The organism is Bisbaumannia salifodinae (assembly GCF_055388505.1).
The window spans coordinates 2,350,271-2,364,662 of the sequence record NZ_AP043781.1; the positions used below are offsets into that span (position 1 = coordinate 2,350,271).

Below are 14,392 nucleotides of genomic sequence, written 5' to 3' on the forward strand. Positions count from 1 at the left end.
TCCTATGTTTTTACCTCCTCGCGCCTTTCAGTCGACGCACTTGATTATCGGATGTGACCAGATTGTGACTTAGCCGATTGACCGCCTCGCGCACACGATGCGGTGCTAAATGGGCATAGCGCTCGGTCATCGTTATGCTGGAGTGCCCGAGCAGCTCCTTGACCACCTCCAGCGGTACGCCATCGGTCACCAGCCATGATGCTGCCGTATGTCTCAGGTCGTGTATCCGCAGATCGTCGAGGCCAGCCTTGCCCGCCGCCCTCTCGAATCCATTGCGGAGGGACTTCACCTGGCCGCCTCCTGGCCGGGTAAAGACCCACGGTGATTCCGGTGCGCACTCAGCACGCCATGCCGCACGCCGCCGGATCGCACCCACTGCCGTGCTGTTCATCGGCACCTGCCGCGGTTTGCCCGACTTGGTGTGCCTGGCATTGAGCGTGATCGTCTCCCGGCCACGCTCCAGGGTGACCCGCGACCACTCCAGGCCCAACAGCTCGCCCCGCCGGCAGCCTGTGTGGACGGCCAACTCAATGAAGTCGCCCAGCAGGTCTCCGGAGCGTAGCTTGCGCGCCTCCGTGATCAGCCTCCCCACCTCTGCCCGGGTCAGATACCGCTCGCGGTGGTGGGGCTCTCGCAGCAACCTCCCTTTGACCGGATTGGGTAGCCCCCACTCCCATTCCCGGTTGCAGTAGTTGATAGCCGACGACAGCGCGGCCAGTTCCCGGTTGATCGTCGCATTGGCCCGCCCTACCTCTCGGCGATGCCTGATATACGCCTTGATGTCCTGCCCAGTGATCCCGCCGACCTCTCTCCCTCCAAAGAACCCTCTCAGGATGCCTACCTGCATCTTGAGCGTCTCGATGCTGCGCAGGTGTGACGACCCGCGCAGGTACTCCACCATCACCTCCTCGAATGTTCGCGGCGCCTTGACGTCCCAGTGCTGCTCGCGGTGGGCCTGGGCCCGCCACTGAGACTCAAGCGCCTTGGCCTCTGCTATGTCGGTCGTGCCAGTAGAGCGTCTAACTCTTTTGCCGCGCTCCGTGTAACTCGCCCACCAGTACGGTGAGCCTGATCGCTTGTGTGGCATGTCCTCTCCTTTGACACGCCGGGCGCACCGTGAGCATTGTGCTCTAGTGCCTCGGCGTCAAGCTGCCCCAGGCGACGGATGCTACCCATGGTGACCCGGCGCCCCTTACCCTCCCCCACAACTACCAGCCGCCCCTCACGGGCCCACTCACGCACGGTCCAGTGGGAGACGCTAAGCATCTCAGCGGCCTCGTGGTATGTGACGAGTGCTTTCATGACCCCTCCCAATCGTGCGTATCCACGAACTCCCCGCACACATGATCCCGGCGCGTCACGATATGCCCTGGCTCTGCCGGCTGGCTCAGGCTCCGCATGCCCAGCATCTTCATCCGCTCCTCGCCCGATACCGGCGCCGTGCGCGTGCACTCGCCTACGACGGAGTTGAAAAACCCCCAATGGTCGCAACCCGCGCAACAAGGGCCGTGCTTGTGGTAGTAGGCATCGACGGCTCGCTGGGTCCGCTCGATGTCGTCTGGCCGATCAAGGAACATGGCATCACCCTCCCATCATCCGCTCATTCCACGCCTTGCTGGCATCCGCGACGAACTCGACATCCATCACGTAGCGCGTCCGCACCTCCGGACCTTTGGCGCCACAGCATCCGCAGACGATGGCGCCCCACTTGAATCCCTGCTGCTCGTCCAGCTCCGGCATCGGCGCATTAGTTCCGCAGAATGGGCACGACTTGAGGTCTCTGACTGGCTCGCCCATAGCATCCTCCAGGCAAAAAGAAGCCCGCTCGGGGCGGGCGATTATTCGTCGATGAATGGTCGCAAACTCTCAGCAAACTCCTCTTGCTCCTCGGGAGTCAGTGGCGGCGGGGCGTTGTCGCCCTCTAGGTAGTTCTCCAGCTCCACTCCTGCTTCATCGGCCAGCCGTTGCGCGAGATACTCATCCCGCGCGCAAGTGATGCTCTTCCGCAGCCACATATCCATCATGTGCACCTCGATTTGATCAACGCGGCGCCATGAGCCATCGGGATTGGCGTACTCATTGGTGGCCAGTCGCACGCGGTTGACGTGCACCCCTTTGGGGAAGTTGAAATTCTGCATCACTCACCTCCCGGCTTCGGTGCGGCGGATAGCATGGCGCGGTAGGCCAATCGCTGATTGTCGAATCGACCAAATCTCAGATCTGTTTGCACTCTCTGCATGTGTCTGTCGATGGACTCGAAATAGGCCTTTTGCATGGCTAGATCAGGCTCCATCGGCACGGTCTGCCAGGGTTCGTCTGGGGTGGGGATGCGGGGGCCAACCTCCAGCACCCGCTTTAAATACGCGCTATCGCAGCTGTAGTCGTCGCTAGTCAACCAGCGCTCTCCGCACCAATAGAGCGGCAGGTCATCGCCATAACTGTCCTTGCACCAATACCACCCAGCCTCTCTTTTCTCGCTCATGCCTCCTCCTTCATCCGCTTCTGTTCATTGACAGCCTCGGGCCCAGCAATCCGCCCGCCATCCCAATACTGGATATACGCCTGGCGATCATCTCCATGGCCACAACAGGCATTCATGACGGCATCTCCCGGCAGCGTACCGAGGCATCCATCGTGGCCCTCTGGCGTAGGCCCCAGGCCGCAATTGGCACAGACGCCGAATTGTCCGCTACCAATCAGGTCCGGGGTGTACATAATCCACCTCCCAGTTACTCGGCAGCTCTGGATTACACGCCGCGCATCCATCGCCTACGGTTTTCTGGGCAAAGGTGCAGCGGCATTCCCCGGCCTTGGCGGCCTCGGCTTGGCGGCGCATGTGTCTGGCGTAAACAAGAGAAATGCACTCTTTGCTATAGTCCGATTCGGTCGTCATCACTTACCTCCCTTTATCCCACTGTTCTTGCGTCAGTTCACTTTTGGCGTGCCCCGTAGATACTTGCTCGATTTGTTGCTCTCTAGGCTCCTCGGCTTGGCGTCGAATTCCGCTCGCGCGCTCTCGCAAATGATGCCTGGGGAGCCCTCTGAATACGGGCTCTACCGACACCAATTCCAACGCCTCGGCCTGCCACTGCGCCTTGAGGCGAGCAAGGGAGGTGGTGGGCGAATCACTCAAGAGGATGGCGCCGTAATGGTCCCACTCATCACATGGTGAATGATTATCGTGCGGGTGTTCTGCCATCGGAGATCCACACATACATACCCCTGTGCCGGCGGGGGCGTGTTCAATGAATGAGTGGAGCCTCTCCACATGCGCCGCCAACGCATCCCTCTCATCCTCCGCCACCTGCGCCCGCCTGATTGCGGCGTCTCGCTCGCCCTGGGTGTGCGCCAACTCCAGCAACAGTGACTCCTTCTCCGCCTCCAACTCGATATTCCGCTGTTCCAGCAGATCAAATGCATCCGTAGTCATACGCCCTCCAGTGTCAGATGGTCGAGGATCTCGTCTTTGGCCAAATGTGGCTTGCGCCGCTTGGCCAGGTAGTAGTCCTCGATGTTCACGCCAGCGGCCTCGCACAGATCACGGATTGTGCCGGTATGGCACCAATAATCGGCGTAATACTCGGCGGGGCGCAGGCCGGCCAGTTCCTCGGGAATGTCCAGGCCATGTAGCCGGGCGCGGCGTACCAGGGTGATGGGTGAGACGCCCCATAGCTCGCTGAGCCTGCGCAGGGTTTCTGCGGGTTGAGGCTTGGTCATAACTCCACCTCCCTCACATCAACCGGCGCACTCTCCAGTGCCTTACGTGTCTCCGGACCCAACCCATCCCGGGCGATGGCCTCCATTAATCGCTGCGCAAACTCCGCCCAGGCGTGCACCTGACGGACATGGCTGATTAGCTCTGCCGGCATCATCTCTCCCTTGGCATCACCTGCCGCCTTCGCCACCTGGTCGATTAGCCTGAGCGCGGACAGCAGATCCTCACGATTTCCGTGATGGTCGGATACGATACTGGCAATCTCCTGTGCTACCGATGGCGATAGCCGGCAGTCATAGCCGCGTGACAGCAGCGGCTGTAGCTGCGCTAGGTCGTCGCTGATTGGCATGATTCGTCCTCCTCTGCCGGCTCGGGCCGGTCCCGGCGCCATTCCTCTGCCGCCAGGATAAGAGCGCCGCACGTCACACAACGGCCGTCCAGGTTGTAGCAGTGATTCCACTTGTCTTGGCAATTCGGGCAGTAGTAATCGCTCATCTCAACCTCCGCTTCTGGCTATCTCGTCGGGCACGTCCACTTCGTAGCCCAGCTCTGACGCGACGATTGCGCGCATTGCGGCGATGAGGATTGTTTCCCCCTCCCCGCCTCGCATGTCTCGTCCATCATAATCAACCTCACCGGTGTCATCATTCGAGATGGCGGAAGGGCCGTTCACCTGAAACAAGGTGATCTTGTATTTTTCAATCAGGGGCCCGCCCTGGCTCCAGTCAGTGGAGGGCCTATAGCCATGCATGGATGCCATTAGCCCGCCTTCGTATTTCTCGTGACGCCATTTTTCGGCGTGAACCAAGCCTGCTATCGCCCAATCAAGTGCTAGGCCCTCCAACTCACACGTCTTGATGATCATCTCGACCTCCGATATAACGGCAGCCCATCACGCAACCCCGCATGATCTACAATCCCGCGATGGTGCCAGTGATGTAGCGCAGCCTCGGCCAATCGCCCGGACTGCGTGCTATAGCGCAGCGGCAATTGCCGGCAGATGGCCGCGGCCAACTCTGGCAACGAAAACGGCCCTGGCAATGTGCTCAGGGCCGCTAGTTGGTTTGCCTCGGTGAGAACGCATCCTGTCAAGGGCGTGGTGATGGGGTCGAATCTAGCCATCGCCTCCTCCATCGCCATCTGCGGCGGCAAGGGCTGCGCGGGCCACGCTCACAACATCGCCATCAACCATGCTTTCGCAAGAGGCGATTTTGCGGAGAGCCTCGGCTAGCAGGTCGCGCTGCTTTTCCATGCGGATGGCAGCTTCTCGCAAACAGAGAACCTGCTCGCATGTCGTGTAGCTCATATTCTTGATGCCCATCACTCCACCTCCTGCTTCCGGTAGCCAGCTCGATAGAGGGCGCGGCACACTACCTGCACTCCATCTGTTTTCATCGACGGTGCCAACTCTTCGAGCATCGCCTCGACGGCACGATCCTCCTCGCTGCGGATAGGGCGGAAATCGTAGTCCTCGATACGACCCACCGTCTCTAGGTCGCTGCCGGGGTGGGTGAAGATAGCTATCTGCTTTCCCATAGCCACGATGGTTGTCTCGTGGAAGTCAGGGTTCGCCCATTCTGGCGTAGCACCCTTGTGCTTCGATTCGATAGGCACCCCTATCGGAGGCAGGCCCTCTCCATCCCACTCCACCGCCTCGGGCTCTAGGCACTCGGGGCACATGCCTCGGCCTCCACATGCACAACTGTTGTCTGGCGTCTCTGGCTCGCTGGACTCGTCGAGGATGGGGCGGTAGGCGATGATGTCATCGGGGCCAGCGATGTCGCCAGGAGCGCTCCACCATCCCGGCGACCAATTACCGGCAAAGCCTTTTCGACACGCCCCGATGCGATACCTCACTTCTACCCACTGGCCGCTAGGCAAAGGACACTCCCCACCCTCCCACGGAATCCAGCCGTCGGCGTCGGCCTGGACGATCTCCCAGACGTGCTCGTACCCTTCCGGTCGAAAGGCTGCATCCCTGTATGGCCGGTGCTCTTTCGTCCGCCCGTGGATCGCATACATCACGCCGCTCTCCTTTGATTCAGTGGGCCGCCGCTCCAGCGTTTGGCGCCAGTCGTGGCCGGCGGGTAGCCCTCCATTGAGAGCCTTTTTCCCGAACCGGGGATCTTCTTTGTGATCTCCGTGATACCAAAAGTCAGCGGCAAGTTTTGGTCGCCCATTGAAGAACCACCATGATCCGTCTTCGTCTTGCGCCAACCACTCGGCCCACTCCGGCGCATCATCCCACGACGGCTTGTTGATGAGCTCAGCGCGGCGTTGGAGCCACATTTTCTCGTTAACCCTGCCTTGCGGGGTCACCTTTTCCCGCCCGTCGGAAGGCCATGCCGCCAGTTCCATTGCCAGTTTTGTCAGTGCGTCTTGGCTCATACCCATCTCCTATACCCCCGTTGATCCAAACGCCCCTTCCGCTCGCCATGTCTCATCCAGTTCCTCGACCTCCACGGCCTCGGCGAGATAGGGCGTGACGACTAGCTGTGCGATGCGATCACCGGGGCGGATTGATACTGTTTCGTGGCCGTGGTTCACCAGGCTGACCTGGATTTCTCCGCGAAAATCGGCGTCGATTAGGCCGGCCAATCGATCTATGCCGTGATGCACGGCGATACCCGAGCGCGGCCATATCTGACCGCAAGTGCCAGGTGGGAGTGCGGCGGCGATGCCGGTGGGTAGTAGCATGCGGTGGCCGGGAGCAATGTCGGCTCGGATGGTGCAGTACAGGTCAAAGCCGGCGCTACCCTCAGTCGCCCTGACAGGCAGCCTGGCGTCATCGGCCAGGCGCTTGAACTGGATCATGAGTCCCCCTGTATTCGCTTGATGCCGTCGTGAGGCAAGAAATCAGTGCCTTTGCTCTGCCCGGTGTTTCGGAGGTAATCAACCTCCACTCGTGCGCTGTCGATGATCGCGCCGGCCACGCCCTGGATGGCTTTACCCCGCTCCACCTCGCGCTTGATGCCGTCTTCGTCCAGCGATTCATCGCCCAGCCGCTCAAGCTGAGCAAACAGATGTTCTCTGAGGTCAGTGATCTTGGTTTTCAATTTCCCGCCTCCTCTGGTTCATCTTGCGAGTCAGTACGCCCTTGAGCTGATATAGCTGGGCAATCTCAGGCCCGTATCGGTGATAACTATTTCGCTCCATGTTCTCGGCGCGGCTGACCAGCTCCAGGTTGTCGATGGTGATGTTCTGACGGTTGCCGTCCTTGAATCTCACTAGATAGCCGTCAGGAATCGGGCCGTGATGCTCCTCCCAAATCAGGGAATGCACGCTACGCCAGTTGTCCTTGGGGTGTTCCGCGCCTTGGGTTTTGCGCTCCAGGATGCCGTCCTTGTTGACGCGCTCCGTGCCGATTGGCACCCAAGTAGGCGGCTTTTGTCCGGGCTTGAATCTCCCCTTCTCGCTGCCTGCCGGGCTATGTGACTTGCCCTTGTTCCACGGGGCTTGCCCTTTCTCGAAGCATCCGCGACGCGGCGGCGTGTAATCCGGCGCTTTGCGCAACTGCAATTTATGGGCTCTCGATGTTATGGCCTGCCCTGGCCTTCCGAATATCCTCTCCAGCACTCGGTTTTCGTTGTGCGGATACAGTCGCTCTAGGTCGGCGTCGTCCTCTGGCGACCAGGGCTTGCCGTGGTTTCGCATGGGGCCTCCCTCAGCGGCGACTGGCCGCTCCATTCGTTGACCAACAGTGCCAGGCGCAAACAGGTAATCTCCCCACGCCGCCAGGCATCGACAGCGCGGTCTATGTCCTCAACGTGGGCGATCATGCGCATGGTGGCGGCTAGGCTGGTGTTCATGTGGCCTCCTCGCGGGGAGATAGCTGGTAGCAGACGACCCTATCGCCGAGCAGATCCTTTCCCGCGGGCTCGATCTCTCCGCGCCGCGCTAGTGACTGAACGGTGCGCGGATGGACTGCTGTTCCATCCATGAGCCTCCACCCCCCCCGATCAGATATTGAACCTTCTGGCCTGCTTTCATGGAGCGCACCAGGCGCTCTTGTGGCTTGGTGTATGGCATAGTTTCCTCCCTACGGCTTCATGAATACCAACCAGTGGGTAAGCCCTCCTCGCCCAGAGACTTGGCCGAACAGAGGCTTGATCGGGGTTAGCGACAGAACCTCGCGTAGCTTCACTTGCGTTTCATTCCACTTAAATACAAGGACGCCCTCCGGCTCCAAAACGCGGAAGCACTCGCTGAAACCTTTGCGCAGGTCTTCTCGCCAGTCGTCGCTAAGTTTTCCGTATCGTGCTGCCATCCAACTCCTGGGTCCGGCACGCTCCAGGTGAGGAGGATCAAAGGCGACGAGACGGAAGGTGTTGTCTTCAAAAGGAAGATCTCGGAAGTCAATCAGCTCGTCAGGTTCGATGCGGAGTGTGCGCTTGCCGTCCTGCCGGCCATGGCTGCGATCAGTAACCGTGATTGTCTCGCTTCGGATGTCGCCGAAAATGGTATTGGGGTGCTCTCGGTCAAACCACATAGACCGCGGGCCGCAGCAGGGGTCTAGGATTCGCTCCATGTGTTTCTCCTGGGCACGAAAAAGGCCACCCTTGGGCGGCCTCCTCCTATATGTGTGGGTCGCAAGCTATGCGGCTTGATTGATCCTCGCCAGCGCACTCTTGACCTGCGGGGTGTTGTACAGCGATTCAAACAGCTTGCCGAGGTCGGCGGATTTCAGGCTCTTGGCCAGTTCCGGGCCAACGCTGATTTCCACCGAATCCCGGCTCAGCTCCACTTTGACGCCTTCCGTAACGGAGGGCTTCTGGACCACGCCATTCTCCTGCCCGGTCTGCGGAGGCTGAGCGCTCCGCAGGTAGTTGAACAGCGATGGCGGCTTGAGCGCGTCGGTCGGGTATCCATGATCCCGAAGCACACCCATAGCGGTGCCCATGTTGCCGTAAAACGTCGATGAAGGAACACGATCCATGTCTATCACTCATGTAGTTACAGGGTTCACGGCCCGAGCGTATTATCTCCACCGGCAGGGTTTACAGTACGCAGATTGGGTAATTTATTGTGGATTTTTACGCATCCCAGCCGCTACCTAGTGATGGCGTAGGCGAAGACCCAGAAAATGATGATTCCTACCAGGACAAGAAGCGCTGGCGCCCATAGCGGCGCCAACACCCACCACCACGACCAGCCGATATAGCCAGTCAACTTGAGTGCCACGAAAACAATGGTCAGCAGGCCGAAGAATCCGATGCCGCCGCTTTTTTCAACTACGGTTGTGTTTCCCATGCTGCCTCCGAGTTGGTTTCTGTAGAACGTTTACTACGTGTCAGAACGGGATCTCCGAATCAAACTCCCCACCCGGCGGATGCGGCGCTGCCGGCTGCTGGGCGCCGTAGTTCCCTGGGGCCGGCTGTTGGGGTGCCGCTGACTGGCTGCCCTGCGGCTCTTGCTGTCCGCCGCCACGGCTGTCGAGCATTTGCATGTCGCGCACCTTGATCTCGGTGCTGTAGCGGTCTTGGCCGTTCTGATCTTGCCATTTTCGAGTCTGTAACTGCCCCTCGACGTACAGCTTGCTTCCCTTCTTGACGTACTGCTGCACGACCTCGGCGAGCTTGTCGAAGAACACACAGCGGTGCCATTCGGTACGCTCCTGCTTCTGGCCGCTTTGCTTGTCGGTCCACTGCTCACTGGTGGCAATACTCACGTTGGCCACCGCCACCCCCGAGGGTAGGAATCGCACCTCGGGGTCTTGGCCAACATTGCCAAGAATGATGACCTTGTTGACTCCTCTGCTCATGCCGTTGCCTCCTCGGTCTGCTGTTGGGCCGGGCCGTAGTAGGCCTCGCGGAACTCGGCGCTCTTCATCGTTTCGCGCTCGCGTGTGGTGAATGGCCCCCCATTGCTCGGCGCCACCCATAGCGATTGCTTGGTCCGGTCGTCCAGCTCGAACCACGCCTCAGCAGCCGTGCTCAGGTCGCCTGCTTCCAGCCCTGCCTTGATGGCGTCGATGCTGGCCTGGTTGGCATGCACGGCCTCCATGAGCACCTGTCGGCGTTGCTCCTCGGCGCTGGCCTGCTGTTCGGCCTGCTTCTGCTGGTGTACAGCCCCAGCCAGCTCGTCGGCGCTGGCATACTCGCCGCCGCCCAGCCCTAGGGCGGCCAGGGCGCGACCCACGGCGCTGGTCTCGGCGTTCTCGAGGGCGCTGGTGCTGTTCACCCCCTTGTTGCTGCGGAACTCCTCGGCGTAGCCGGTGGCCAAGGTACGCCCCGCGCCGTCGCTGATCGTCGCCCTCACGATCACCACCCGCTCGTCTATGGTGACGATCTCGGTGGCGATGCCGACCTCGGTGCCGAATGCCCGGCGCAGGAACTCCACGCGCATGGCCACCGGGGCATAGGCCTTGCCCCGGAAGTCCATCTTGCCTGGCGCCGCGGCCAGCTCTCCCATCGCGGTGCGCAGCCGCTCCAGTGTGTCGCTCATGCCACTACCCTCCTGTCTTCCAGTGCGCAACGCTGCTTGCCGTGCTCATAGTCGAGCCGCTCGCGCTCCTCCCGATACTGCTCGTCGGTTACGTCGCCTGCTGCATATTGCGAGTCGAGCGCTGCGATTGCCTGTTCGTAGCTCATGTCGTATGCTCTCCGTGATTCATTTCGCGTGGATCATCCGGCCCCGCCCAGCTCCACCTGGACGGGGTTTTTCATTTCTCGCCGCGGGCCTTGGCCTCAACCTCCAGGCAGCGCTTTGCCCACGCGGCTATCTGTTCGGGCTCGGAGTTGAAGCCCGGGAAGGCTTGCAGGCATTCGTAAAGCTCCGGCGCAGCGGCGATCAGGTGGGCGTTGGCGACGGCCTCGTGGCTCGTGCTGTACCCGTCAGGCCAGGCGTACGTGTGGTCGGTGTCGTCAAGAATGCAGATGGCATCTTCCGTTCTGTGGCAGAAAACCACTAGCTCACCTACGCCGTGGTCCGTCGAGTCCCACGGGCTCGGCGTCCACTTGGGTTCGTTGCTCATACCTCCTCCTCCAGCTGCTTCAACTGCGCCCCGATATACCGCTTCATGGCCCGCTCCAGGTCGCTGGCCGCCTGCTCCTTCTCGGCCTCGTCGCCATGCAGCCGGGCGTCGAGGAACCACGTCAGCCACTCCAACTCGCTGGCAATCATGCTGTACATCGGCGCCTCAAGGTCCACATCGGCCAAGGCCTTGCTGATCCAGGCGTCGAGGTAGTCGTCCTGGCGTTGGGCGGGGTCTTCCGCATCCGGGTCGCGGTGTGGCACGACAACCGGCATGCTGTTGATATCGACTGCTGCGTTATTCATGGTTCCTCCCAGCGATGAACGATGTACTGGTGGTGCTCTCCGCGCTGCTGACTGCCTGTTCCGTCGCTGAACAGGTACCAGCCGGGCTCAAGCGTTGCGAAGTGGCGCAAGACGACCTCCCGCTGTTCCTCTTTCCCGTGGACGCGCCCGCACTCCACCGTCCGGTTCACCCTGGTCATTCCCAGGAAATTCCGCTTGTCCTCTGGGGTAAACCGAGTGACTTCTGCCGGCATCTCAGCCTGACCGGTCAGGCACTTCATGAAATCATCCAGCGGCATATCGAACTCGACGACAGGCAGGCGAGAGGTGGTGTCGATCACTTTGATGGTCATGACCTCCCGACCGTCTCCGCGGCTTGGGCGGCTGATCGATACGGATACGGTTTCGGGCGTGCTCATGCCGCATCCCTCCGGTTATTGGCGATCCACTCGACCAGCTCGTCTCGCTGCTGGATAAGGGTGCGCTCGTTGTCATCGATGCCTGTCGGCCGGTCCCAGCCTTGGCTGTTGATCATCGCCGTGGTTCGGTGCAGGGTTTCCAGCGTTTGCGGATGGAGAACATGGACCTCGCTGCACACGTAATGCCCCTGGCCCGCCCTGACGTAGTGCCAGATATTCATGCCTGTCTGGTCGCCGCCAGCAATGGCTAGGGCCTGGATATCGGCCAGCAAATGCAACTGCTGCACGTCCATATCTACCTCCTCGCCCGCCGCACTGAGCGGGCCAATTTGTTCTGGTATTCCTGCCTACGCTGGCGAATCACCGCCCTGGCGCCCATGTCGACTAGCACGGCGATGGCGATCAACAGGGCGGAGAGCCCGAGCCAGCGCAGGGCGAAGATTTGGTCAGGAGTGAGGTCGATCATGGTTCACCTCGGGCTTTCTTGGCGTACTGCAAAGCGGCTTCGTATAGCTCAGTCCGGGCCGCCTCCGAAACGCCCTTGGGGTTGCCGCAGATGTCCATGACCAGCTCGGCGAGCGCATATCCATCCGGCGCGGCGGCGATTAGGTAGGCGTTTGCGTTACGCTGCCTATGCGTCGTCGTCTTGATAGGGCCGCCGTCGTAAATCGGCACAATTGAGCATCGGCATACTGGGATACCTCGCTCGTCTTTCACCTGCACTCCGTCGCCAGGATCGACATGTGGCGACTTAACCCACGGCCCCGGCGTCCACTTCGGATCATTACTCATCCCAACCTCCGCTTAACTGCGATGATCACCGGCGACTCAATGCCGGCATGTGCCGCTGCGCGCTTGGCGGCGATGCGGCTGAAATACGGGCTGCCCGGCAGGTCGCAGCGTGGCGTGCCGCCCTGCTTGACGAGATAGCGTGAATTCATGGATCACCTCACATGACGTTAGGCGCAGGCTTGGCACCGCTGCGAATGGCGCGTTCTAGCTGTGACTGGGCGTGCGATACGGCGTCGATGTAGGGGCCCAGGAATTTGGCGCTAGGCTGCGTCTCGACGTCGATCATCCAAGCTCCTCCGGCATGAGTTAGGCGCGCCTGGTAGCGCACGCCACGGGGATCAAATCCAGTGATGGTTGTGCTGGTCAACATGACTCCTCCTTGCTGGCAAGCTCTATCTGACATGCCGCCAAGCGGCCGGTCTTATCCGGCTCGCCTGCACCGATAAGGATCAGGGTGTTGCCGTCCGGGTCGGTGGTCATGATCGACTCGGCGCCCCGCTGACTGGCCGCCGACTTGAGCAGTGATATGGCTGCGTCTAACGTTGGGTTTGACATGCCGACCTCCAGGAATAAAAAAGCCCGCCGGGTGGCGGGCAATGCAGGGATGATGCGTGGCATCTGTGAGGAGCCGACTTTCTCGACTGTCCCGCAGGAAACCGGCGGACGAGAACCGGCTCAGCCCCTCACAGATAGCCAGCAGATACGCCCTGCTGGCGCGGCGGGCGATTACAGCGTTCGCCGGACCTTGCGCGGCCTTGGCTATCGGCCTGGTCTGAGTGATGCGGTGGCCGGTGCTGATCTCCGGCTTTCCCGCAATGCTTTGTGATCTCGCCCTCAGCTACGCCGAGGATCGTTACCCACAGGGCGGGCCGACCGTGGCTGCGCATCAGCCTGCGCTTGCACCGCATCGAGCTGAACACTGCGCACAATGCCCAGCTCGATGCCCACCAGTAGCCCTGGTGGGGTGGCGTATTGTGCTCGGCGAGCTGTCAAGGATTCCTTGACAGTTGCCCTAGCCTGCGCAGCCTCAGGGCATATTGGTTCGAGCGCTCTGCGTTCTGCATCACCCTTTCCTTGACTGCCGGGTCTCTGTACAGGCTGGCCTGACGGCGGAGATATCCAGCGTCCCGCTCCAGCCATTCAACGGCCTCGCTCAGCTCCTTGGCATCTGCATAGGTGTGGCCGTTTTCGTCAGTCACTGGGAATGTCGCCATCTCTCCCCCTCACGCCCTGCGGCGCATCTGATAACCTGGCAGTCGCTTGATTGCCTCAATGTCCCGCCGAATGGATACCGCCTCTTTGCTGTCCGCCTCCAGCCATTCGAGGCATTCCTCAAGGATGGTGATCTCCGCATTTGCCGCTGCCAGAGCCGCCGGTACGAAGCTGGCGTTCTGCCCCGGGTTGGCCAGTGCGGTCTCGTGCACCAAGTGCAGTGGTGTTCTAGCCATCTCGATTCTCCCTACTGCATCTCGGGCAGCTGCACGGCACGCCAGAGCGACGCCGCGCCACCCCCGCTTCCCATGCTTCATTGCAGCGCTCTCGTCTCGCCCGGCTCTCGATCAGCAGCCGAGTGAATGCTTGGCGGTCGTCGTGATACCCGGCGATCATCATCCGGGTCAGGTCGGCCTGGGTTGACATCACTCTCTCCTCCGTTGTCATCCGTAGAGCGCCTTGGTGACATCCCGCTGCCTGCGGCCCGGCAAGGCCTGGCGAGCGGGCAAGGCGCTCTCGGATGGCCCCGATGCGTCAGGGCCATAGTTACTTCTACTCGTCATCTTTTAGTTCGAGCTTCCCGTCCGGCCCGATAGACACGATCTTCATGCCGCAGCCGCCACGCGAGGCGACCCATACCGGGGTGTCCTCCTCCATCAGGAACTCGCCGCCCTTGTATCCGGTAAACTCCTTACCCAGCGCCTCGTTGCACATCGCCAGCGCATCCTTTGCGCTCATCTCGCCACTACCGCCCTCAAACGCTAGGTCCGAGTAATAGCCGCGATAGCTGTGAGGCTCACCGATAGTGCTGATCTTGGCGCCGTCGGGAAGGTCTGATAGATGCTCGATCATTTCCCCCAGCGTCATTTGTGACTCGGAGCGCTCTCGGCGCCACTTTTCACCCATCGCGTCAATCAATTCCTGCATGCTCATGCCTAACTCCTCCCCTCTGTCATCCATCAGCACCCTCTCGAAGATGCTGGTGGATGCGCCCTGC

General features: G+C 60.9%; 30 protein-coding genes. All 30 read right to left on the bottom strand.

The features are described from left to right. Positions 1 to 10: 10 nt before the first annotated feature. The 30 genes from ACZ5EF_RS10775 to ACZ5EF_RS10920 all read right to left on the bottom strand — a co-directional run bounded on the left by ACZ5EF_RS10775 (position 11) and on the right by ACZ5EF_RS10920 (position 14,328). On the bottom strand, positions 11 to 1,087 hold the full coding sequence (locus ACZ5EF_RS10775; protein ID WP_346063556.1) for a tyrosine-type recombinase/integrase: 1,077 nt from the start codon (positions 1,085 to 1,087) through the stop codon (positions 11 to 13). Between the two features lie 494 nt (positions 1,088 to 1,581). Then, a complete protein-coding gene (locus tag ACZ5EF_RS10780) occupies positions 1,582 to 1,740 on the bottom strand; it encodes a hypothetical protein (RefSeq protein WP_464122052.1) in 159 nt (52 codons plus the stop codon). A 98-nt stretch (positions 1,741 to 1,838) separates the two neighbouring features. Next, entirely contained in the window at positions 1,839 to 2,138 is a 300-nt protein-coding gene (locus tag ACZ5EF_RS10785; RefSeq protein ID WP_346063554.1) for a hypothetical protein, read from the bottom strand. After that, the gene (locus ACZ5EF_RS10790) at positions 2,138 to 2,482 is read right to left on the bottom strand and encodes a hypothetical protein (protein ID WP_346063553.1); all 345 of its coding nucleotides are present in this window, start codon (positions 2,480 to 2,482) and stop codon (positions 2,138 to 2,140) included. Before ACZ5EF_RS10790 ends, ACZ5EF_RS10785 begins: the two co-directional genes overlap by 1 nt. A gap of 414 nt (positions 2,483 to 2,896) precedes the next feature. Then, the gene (locus ACZ5EF_RS10795) at positions 2,897 to 3,430 is read right to left on the bottom strand and encodes a hypothetical protein (protein WP_346063551.1); all 534 of its coding nucleotides are present in this window, start codon (positions 3,428 to 3,430) and stop codon (positions 2,897 to 2,899) included. Further along, positions 3,427 to 3,717, bottom strand: a complete 291-nt coding sequence (locus tag ACZ5EF_RS10800) for a hypothetical protein (protein ID WP_346063550.1) — start codon at positions 3,715 to 3,717, stop codon at positions 3,427 to 3,429. Before ACZ5EF_RS10800 ends, ACZ5EF_RS10795 begins: the two co-directional genes overlap by 4 nt. Continuing rightward, entirely contained in the window at positions 3,714 to 4,064 is a 351-nt protein-coding gene (locus tag ACZ5EF_RS10805; RefSeq protein ID WP_346063549.1) for a hypothetical protein, read from the bottom strand. The genes ACZ5EF_RS10800 and ACZ5EF_RS10805 overlap by 4 nt, the downstream gene beginning before the upstream one ends. A 147-nt stretch (positions 4,065 to 4,211) precedes the next feature. After that, the gene (locus ACZ5EF_RS10810) at positions 4,212 to 4,580 is read right to left on the bottom strand and encodes a phage protein NinX family protein (RefSeq protein WP_346063548.1); all 369 of its coding nucleotides are present in this window, start codon (positions 4,578 to 4,580) and stop codon (positions 4,212 to 4,214) included. Between the two features lie 249 nt (positions 4,581 to 4,829). Beyond that, a complete protein-coding gene (locus tag ACZ5EF_RS10815; protein ID WP_346064035.1) occupies positions 4,830 to 5,036 on the bottom strand; it encodes a hypothetical protein in 207 nt (68 codons plus the stop codon). Next, the gene (locus ACZ5EF_RS10820; RefSeq protein ID WP_464122053.1) at positions 5,036 to 6,103 is read right to left on the bottom strand and encodes a hypothetical protein; all 1,068 of its coding nucleotides are present in this window, start codon (positions 6,101 to 6,103) and stop codon (positions 5,036 to 5,038) included. The genes ACZ5EF_RS10815 and ACZ5EF_RS10820 overlap by 1 nt, the downstream gene beginning before the upstream one ends. Positions 6,104 to 6,112: 9 nt before the next feature. Then, complete coding sequence (gene dut, locus ACZ5EF_RS10825) at positions 6,113 to 6,529, bottom strand: dUTP diphosphatase (protein ID WP_346064048.1); 417 nt, start codon at positions 6,527 to 6,529, stop codon at positions 6,113 to 6,115. After that, positions 6,526 to 6,771: a hypothetical protein gene (locus tag ACZ5EF_RS10830; RefSeq protein ID WP_346064049.1), complete on the bottom strand. Its 246-nt coding sequence runs from the start codon at positions 6,769 to 6,771 to the stop codon at positions 6,526 to 6,528. Before ACZ5EF_RS10830 ends, dut begins: the two co-directional genes overlap by 4 nt. Beyond that, positions 6,752 to 7,369, bottom strand: a complete 618-nt coding sequence (locus ACZ5EF_RS10835) for an HNH endonuclease signature motif containing protein (RefSeq protein ID WP_346064050.1) — start codon at positions 7,367 to 7,369, stop codon at positions 6,752 to 6,754. Before ACZ5EF_RS10835 ends, ACZ5EF_RS10830 begins: the two co-directional genes overlap by 20 nt. A 385-nt stretch (positions 7,370 to 7,754) precedes the next feature. Continuing rightward, positions 7,755 to 8,243, bottom strand: coding sequence for a class I SAM-dependent methyltransferase (locus ACZ5EF_RS10840; protein WP_346064096.1), 489 nt, complete (start codon positions 8,241 to 8,243; stop codon positions 7,755 to 7,757). Positions 8,244 to 8,309: 66 nt separating this feature from the next. After that, complete coding sequence (locus ACZ5EF_RS10845) at positions 8,310 to 8,651, bottom strand: hypothetical protein (protein WP_346064097.1); 342 nt, start codon at positions 8,649 to 8,651, stop codon at positions 8,310 to 8,312. A 113-nt stretch (positions 8,652 to 8,764) separates the two neighbouring features. Then, a complete protein-coding gene (locus ACZ5EF_RS10850; RefSeq protein ID WP_346064098.1) occupies positions 8,765 to 8,965 on the bottom strand; it encodes a hypothetical protein in 201 nt (66 codons plus the stop codon). A gap of 40 nt (positions 8,966 to 9,005) precedes the next feature. Then, entirely contained in the window at positions 9,006 to 9,476 is a 471-nt protein-coding gene (ssb, locus tag ACZ5EF_RS10855) for a single-stranded DNA-binding protein (RefSeq protein WP_346064099.1), read from the bottom strand. Further along, complete coding sequence (locus ACZ5EF_RS10860) at positions 9,473 to 10,159, bottom strand: hotdog family protein (RefSeq protein ID WP_346064100.1); 687 nt, start codon at positions 10,157 to 10,159, stop codon at positions 9,473 to 9,475. The genes ssb and ACZ5EF_RS10860 overlap by 4 nt, the downstream gene beginning before the upstream one ends. Further along, positions 10,156 to 10,305: an SHOCT domain-containing protein gene (locus ACZ5EF_RS10865; RefSeq protein WP_346064101.1), complete on the bottom strand. Its 150-nt coding sequence runs from the start codon at positions 10,303 to 10,305 to the stop codon at positions 10,156 to 10,158. Before ACZ5EF_RS10865 ends, ACZ5EF_RS10860 begins: the two co-directional genes overlap by 4 nt. Positions 10,306 to 10,376: 71 nt before the next feature. Beyond that, positions 10,377 to 10,688, bottom strand: coding sequence for a hypothetical protein (locus ACZ5EF_RS10870; RefSeq protein ID WP_346064102.1), 312 nt, complete (start codon positions 10,686 to 10,688; stop codon positions 10,377 to 10,379). Continuing rightward, complete coding sequence (locus ACZ5EF_RS10875; protein ID WP_346064103.1) at positions 10,685 to 10,993, bottom strand: hypothetical protein; 309 nt, start codon at positions 10,991 to 10,993, stop codon at positions 10,685 to 10,687. Before ACZ5EF_RS10875 ends, ACZ5EF_RS10870 begins: the two co-directional genes overlap by 4 nt. Then, positions 10,990 to 11,391, bottom strand: a complete 402-nt coding sequence (locus tag ACZ5EF_RS10880) for a hypothetical protein (RefSeq protein WP_346064104.1) — start codon at positions 11,389 to 11,391, stop codon at positions 10,990 to 10,992. Before ACZ5EF_RS10880 ends, ACZ5EF_RS10875 begins: the two co-directional genes overlap by 4 nt. Continuing rightward, positions 11,388 to 11,684, bottom strand: a complete 297-nt coding sequence (locus tag ACZ5EF_RS10885) for a hypothetical protein (protein ID WP_346064105.1) — start codon at positions 11,682 to 11,684, stop codon at positions 11,388 to 11,390. Before ACZ5EF_RS10885 ends, ACZ5EF_RS10880 begins: the two co-directional genes overlap by 4 nt. A 2-nt stretch (positions 11,685 to 11,686) precedes the next feature. Beyond that, a complete protein-coding gene (locus tag ACZ5EF_RS10890; protein WP_346064106.1) occupies positions 11,687 to 11,857 on the bottom strand; it encodes a hypothetical protein in 171 nt (56 codons plus the stop codon). Continuing rightward, a complete protein-coding gene (locus ACZ5EF_RS10895; protein WP_346064107.1) occupies positions 11,854 to 12,183 on the bottom strand; it encodes a hypothetical protein in 330 nt (109 codons plus the stop codon). Before ACZ5EF_RS10895 ends, ACZ5EF_RS10890 begins: the two co-directional genes overlap by 4 nt. Next, positions 12,180 to 12,332: a hypothetical protein gene (locus ACZ5EF_RS10900; RefSeq protein ID WP_346064108.1), complete on the bottom strand. Its 153-nt coding sequence runs from the start codon at positions 12,330 to 12,332 to the stop codon at positions 12,180 to 12,182. The genes ACZ5EF_RS10895 and ACZ5EF_RS10900 overlap by 4 nt, the downstream gene beginning before the upstream one ends. An 8-nt stretch (positions 12,333 to 12,340) precedes the next feature. Further along, on the bottom strand, positions 12,341 to 12,469 hold the full coding sequence (locus ACZ5EF_RS10905) for a hypothetical protein (RefSeq protein WP_379730204.1): 129 nt from the start codon (positions 12,467 to 12,469) through the stop codon (positions 12,341 to 12,343). 77 nt (positions 12,470 to 12,546) lie between these two features. Then, positions 12,547 to 12,801 (bottom strand): hypothetical protein, encoded by a 255-nt coding sequence (locus ACZ5EF_RS10910; RefSeq protein ID WP_346064110.1) that lies wholly within the window; start codon positions 12,799 to 12,801, stop codon positions 12,547 to 12,549. A 605-nt stretch (positions 12,802 to 13,406) separates the two neighbouring features. Next, positions 13,407 to 13,631: a hypothetical protein gene (locus tag ACZ5EF_RS10915; protein ID WP_346064111.1), complete on the bottom strand. Its 225-nt coding sequence runs from the start codon at positions 13,629 to 13,631 to the stop codon at positions 13,407 to 13,409. Between the two features lie 316 nt (positions 13,632 to 13,947). Continuing rightward, positions 13,948 to 14,328 carry a hypothetical protein gene (locus ACZ5EF_RS10920; protein WP_346064112.1) on the bottom strand — a complete coding sequence of 127 codons (381 nt, stop codon included), beginning with the start codon at positions 14,326 to 14,328 and terminating at the stop codon, positions 13,948 to 13,950. Positions 14,329 to 14,392: the final 64 nt, after the last annotated feature.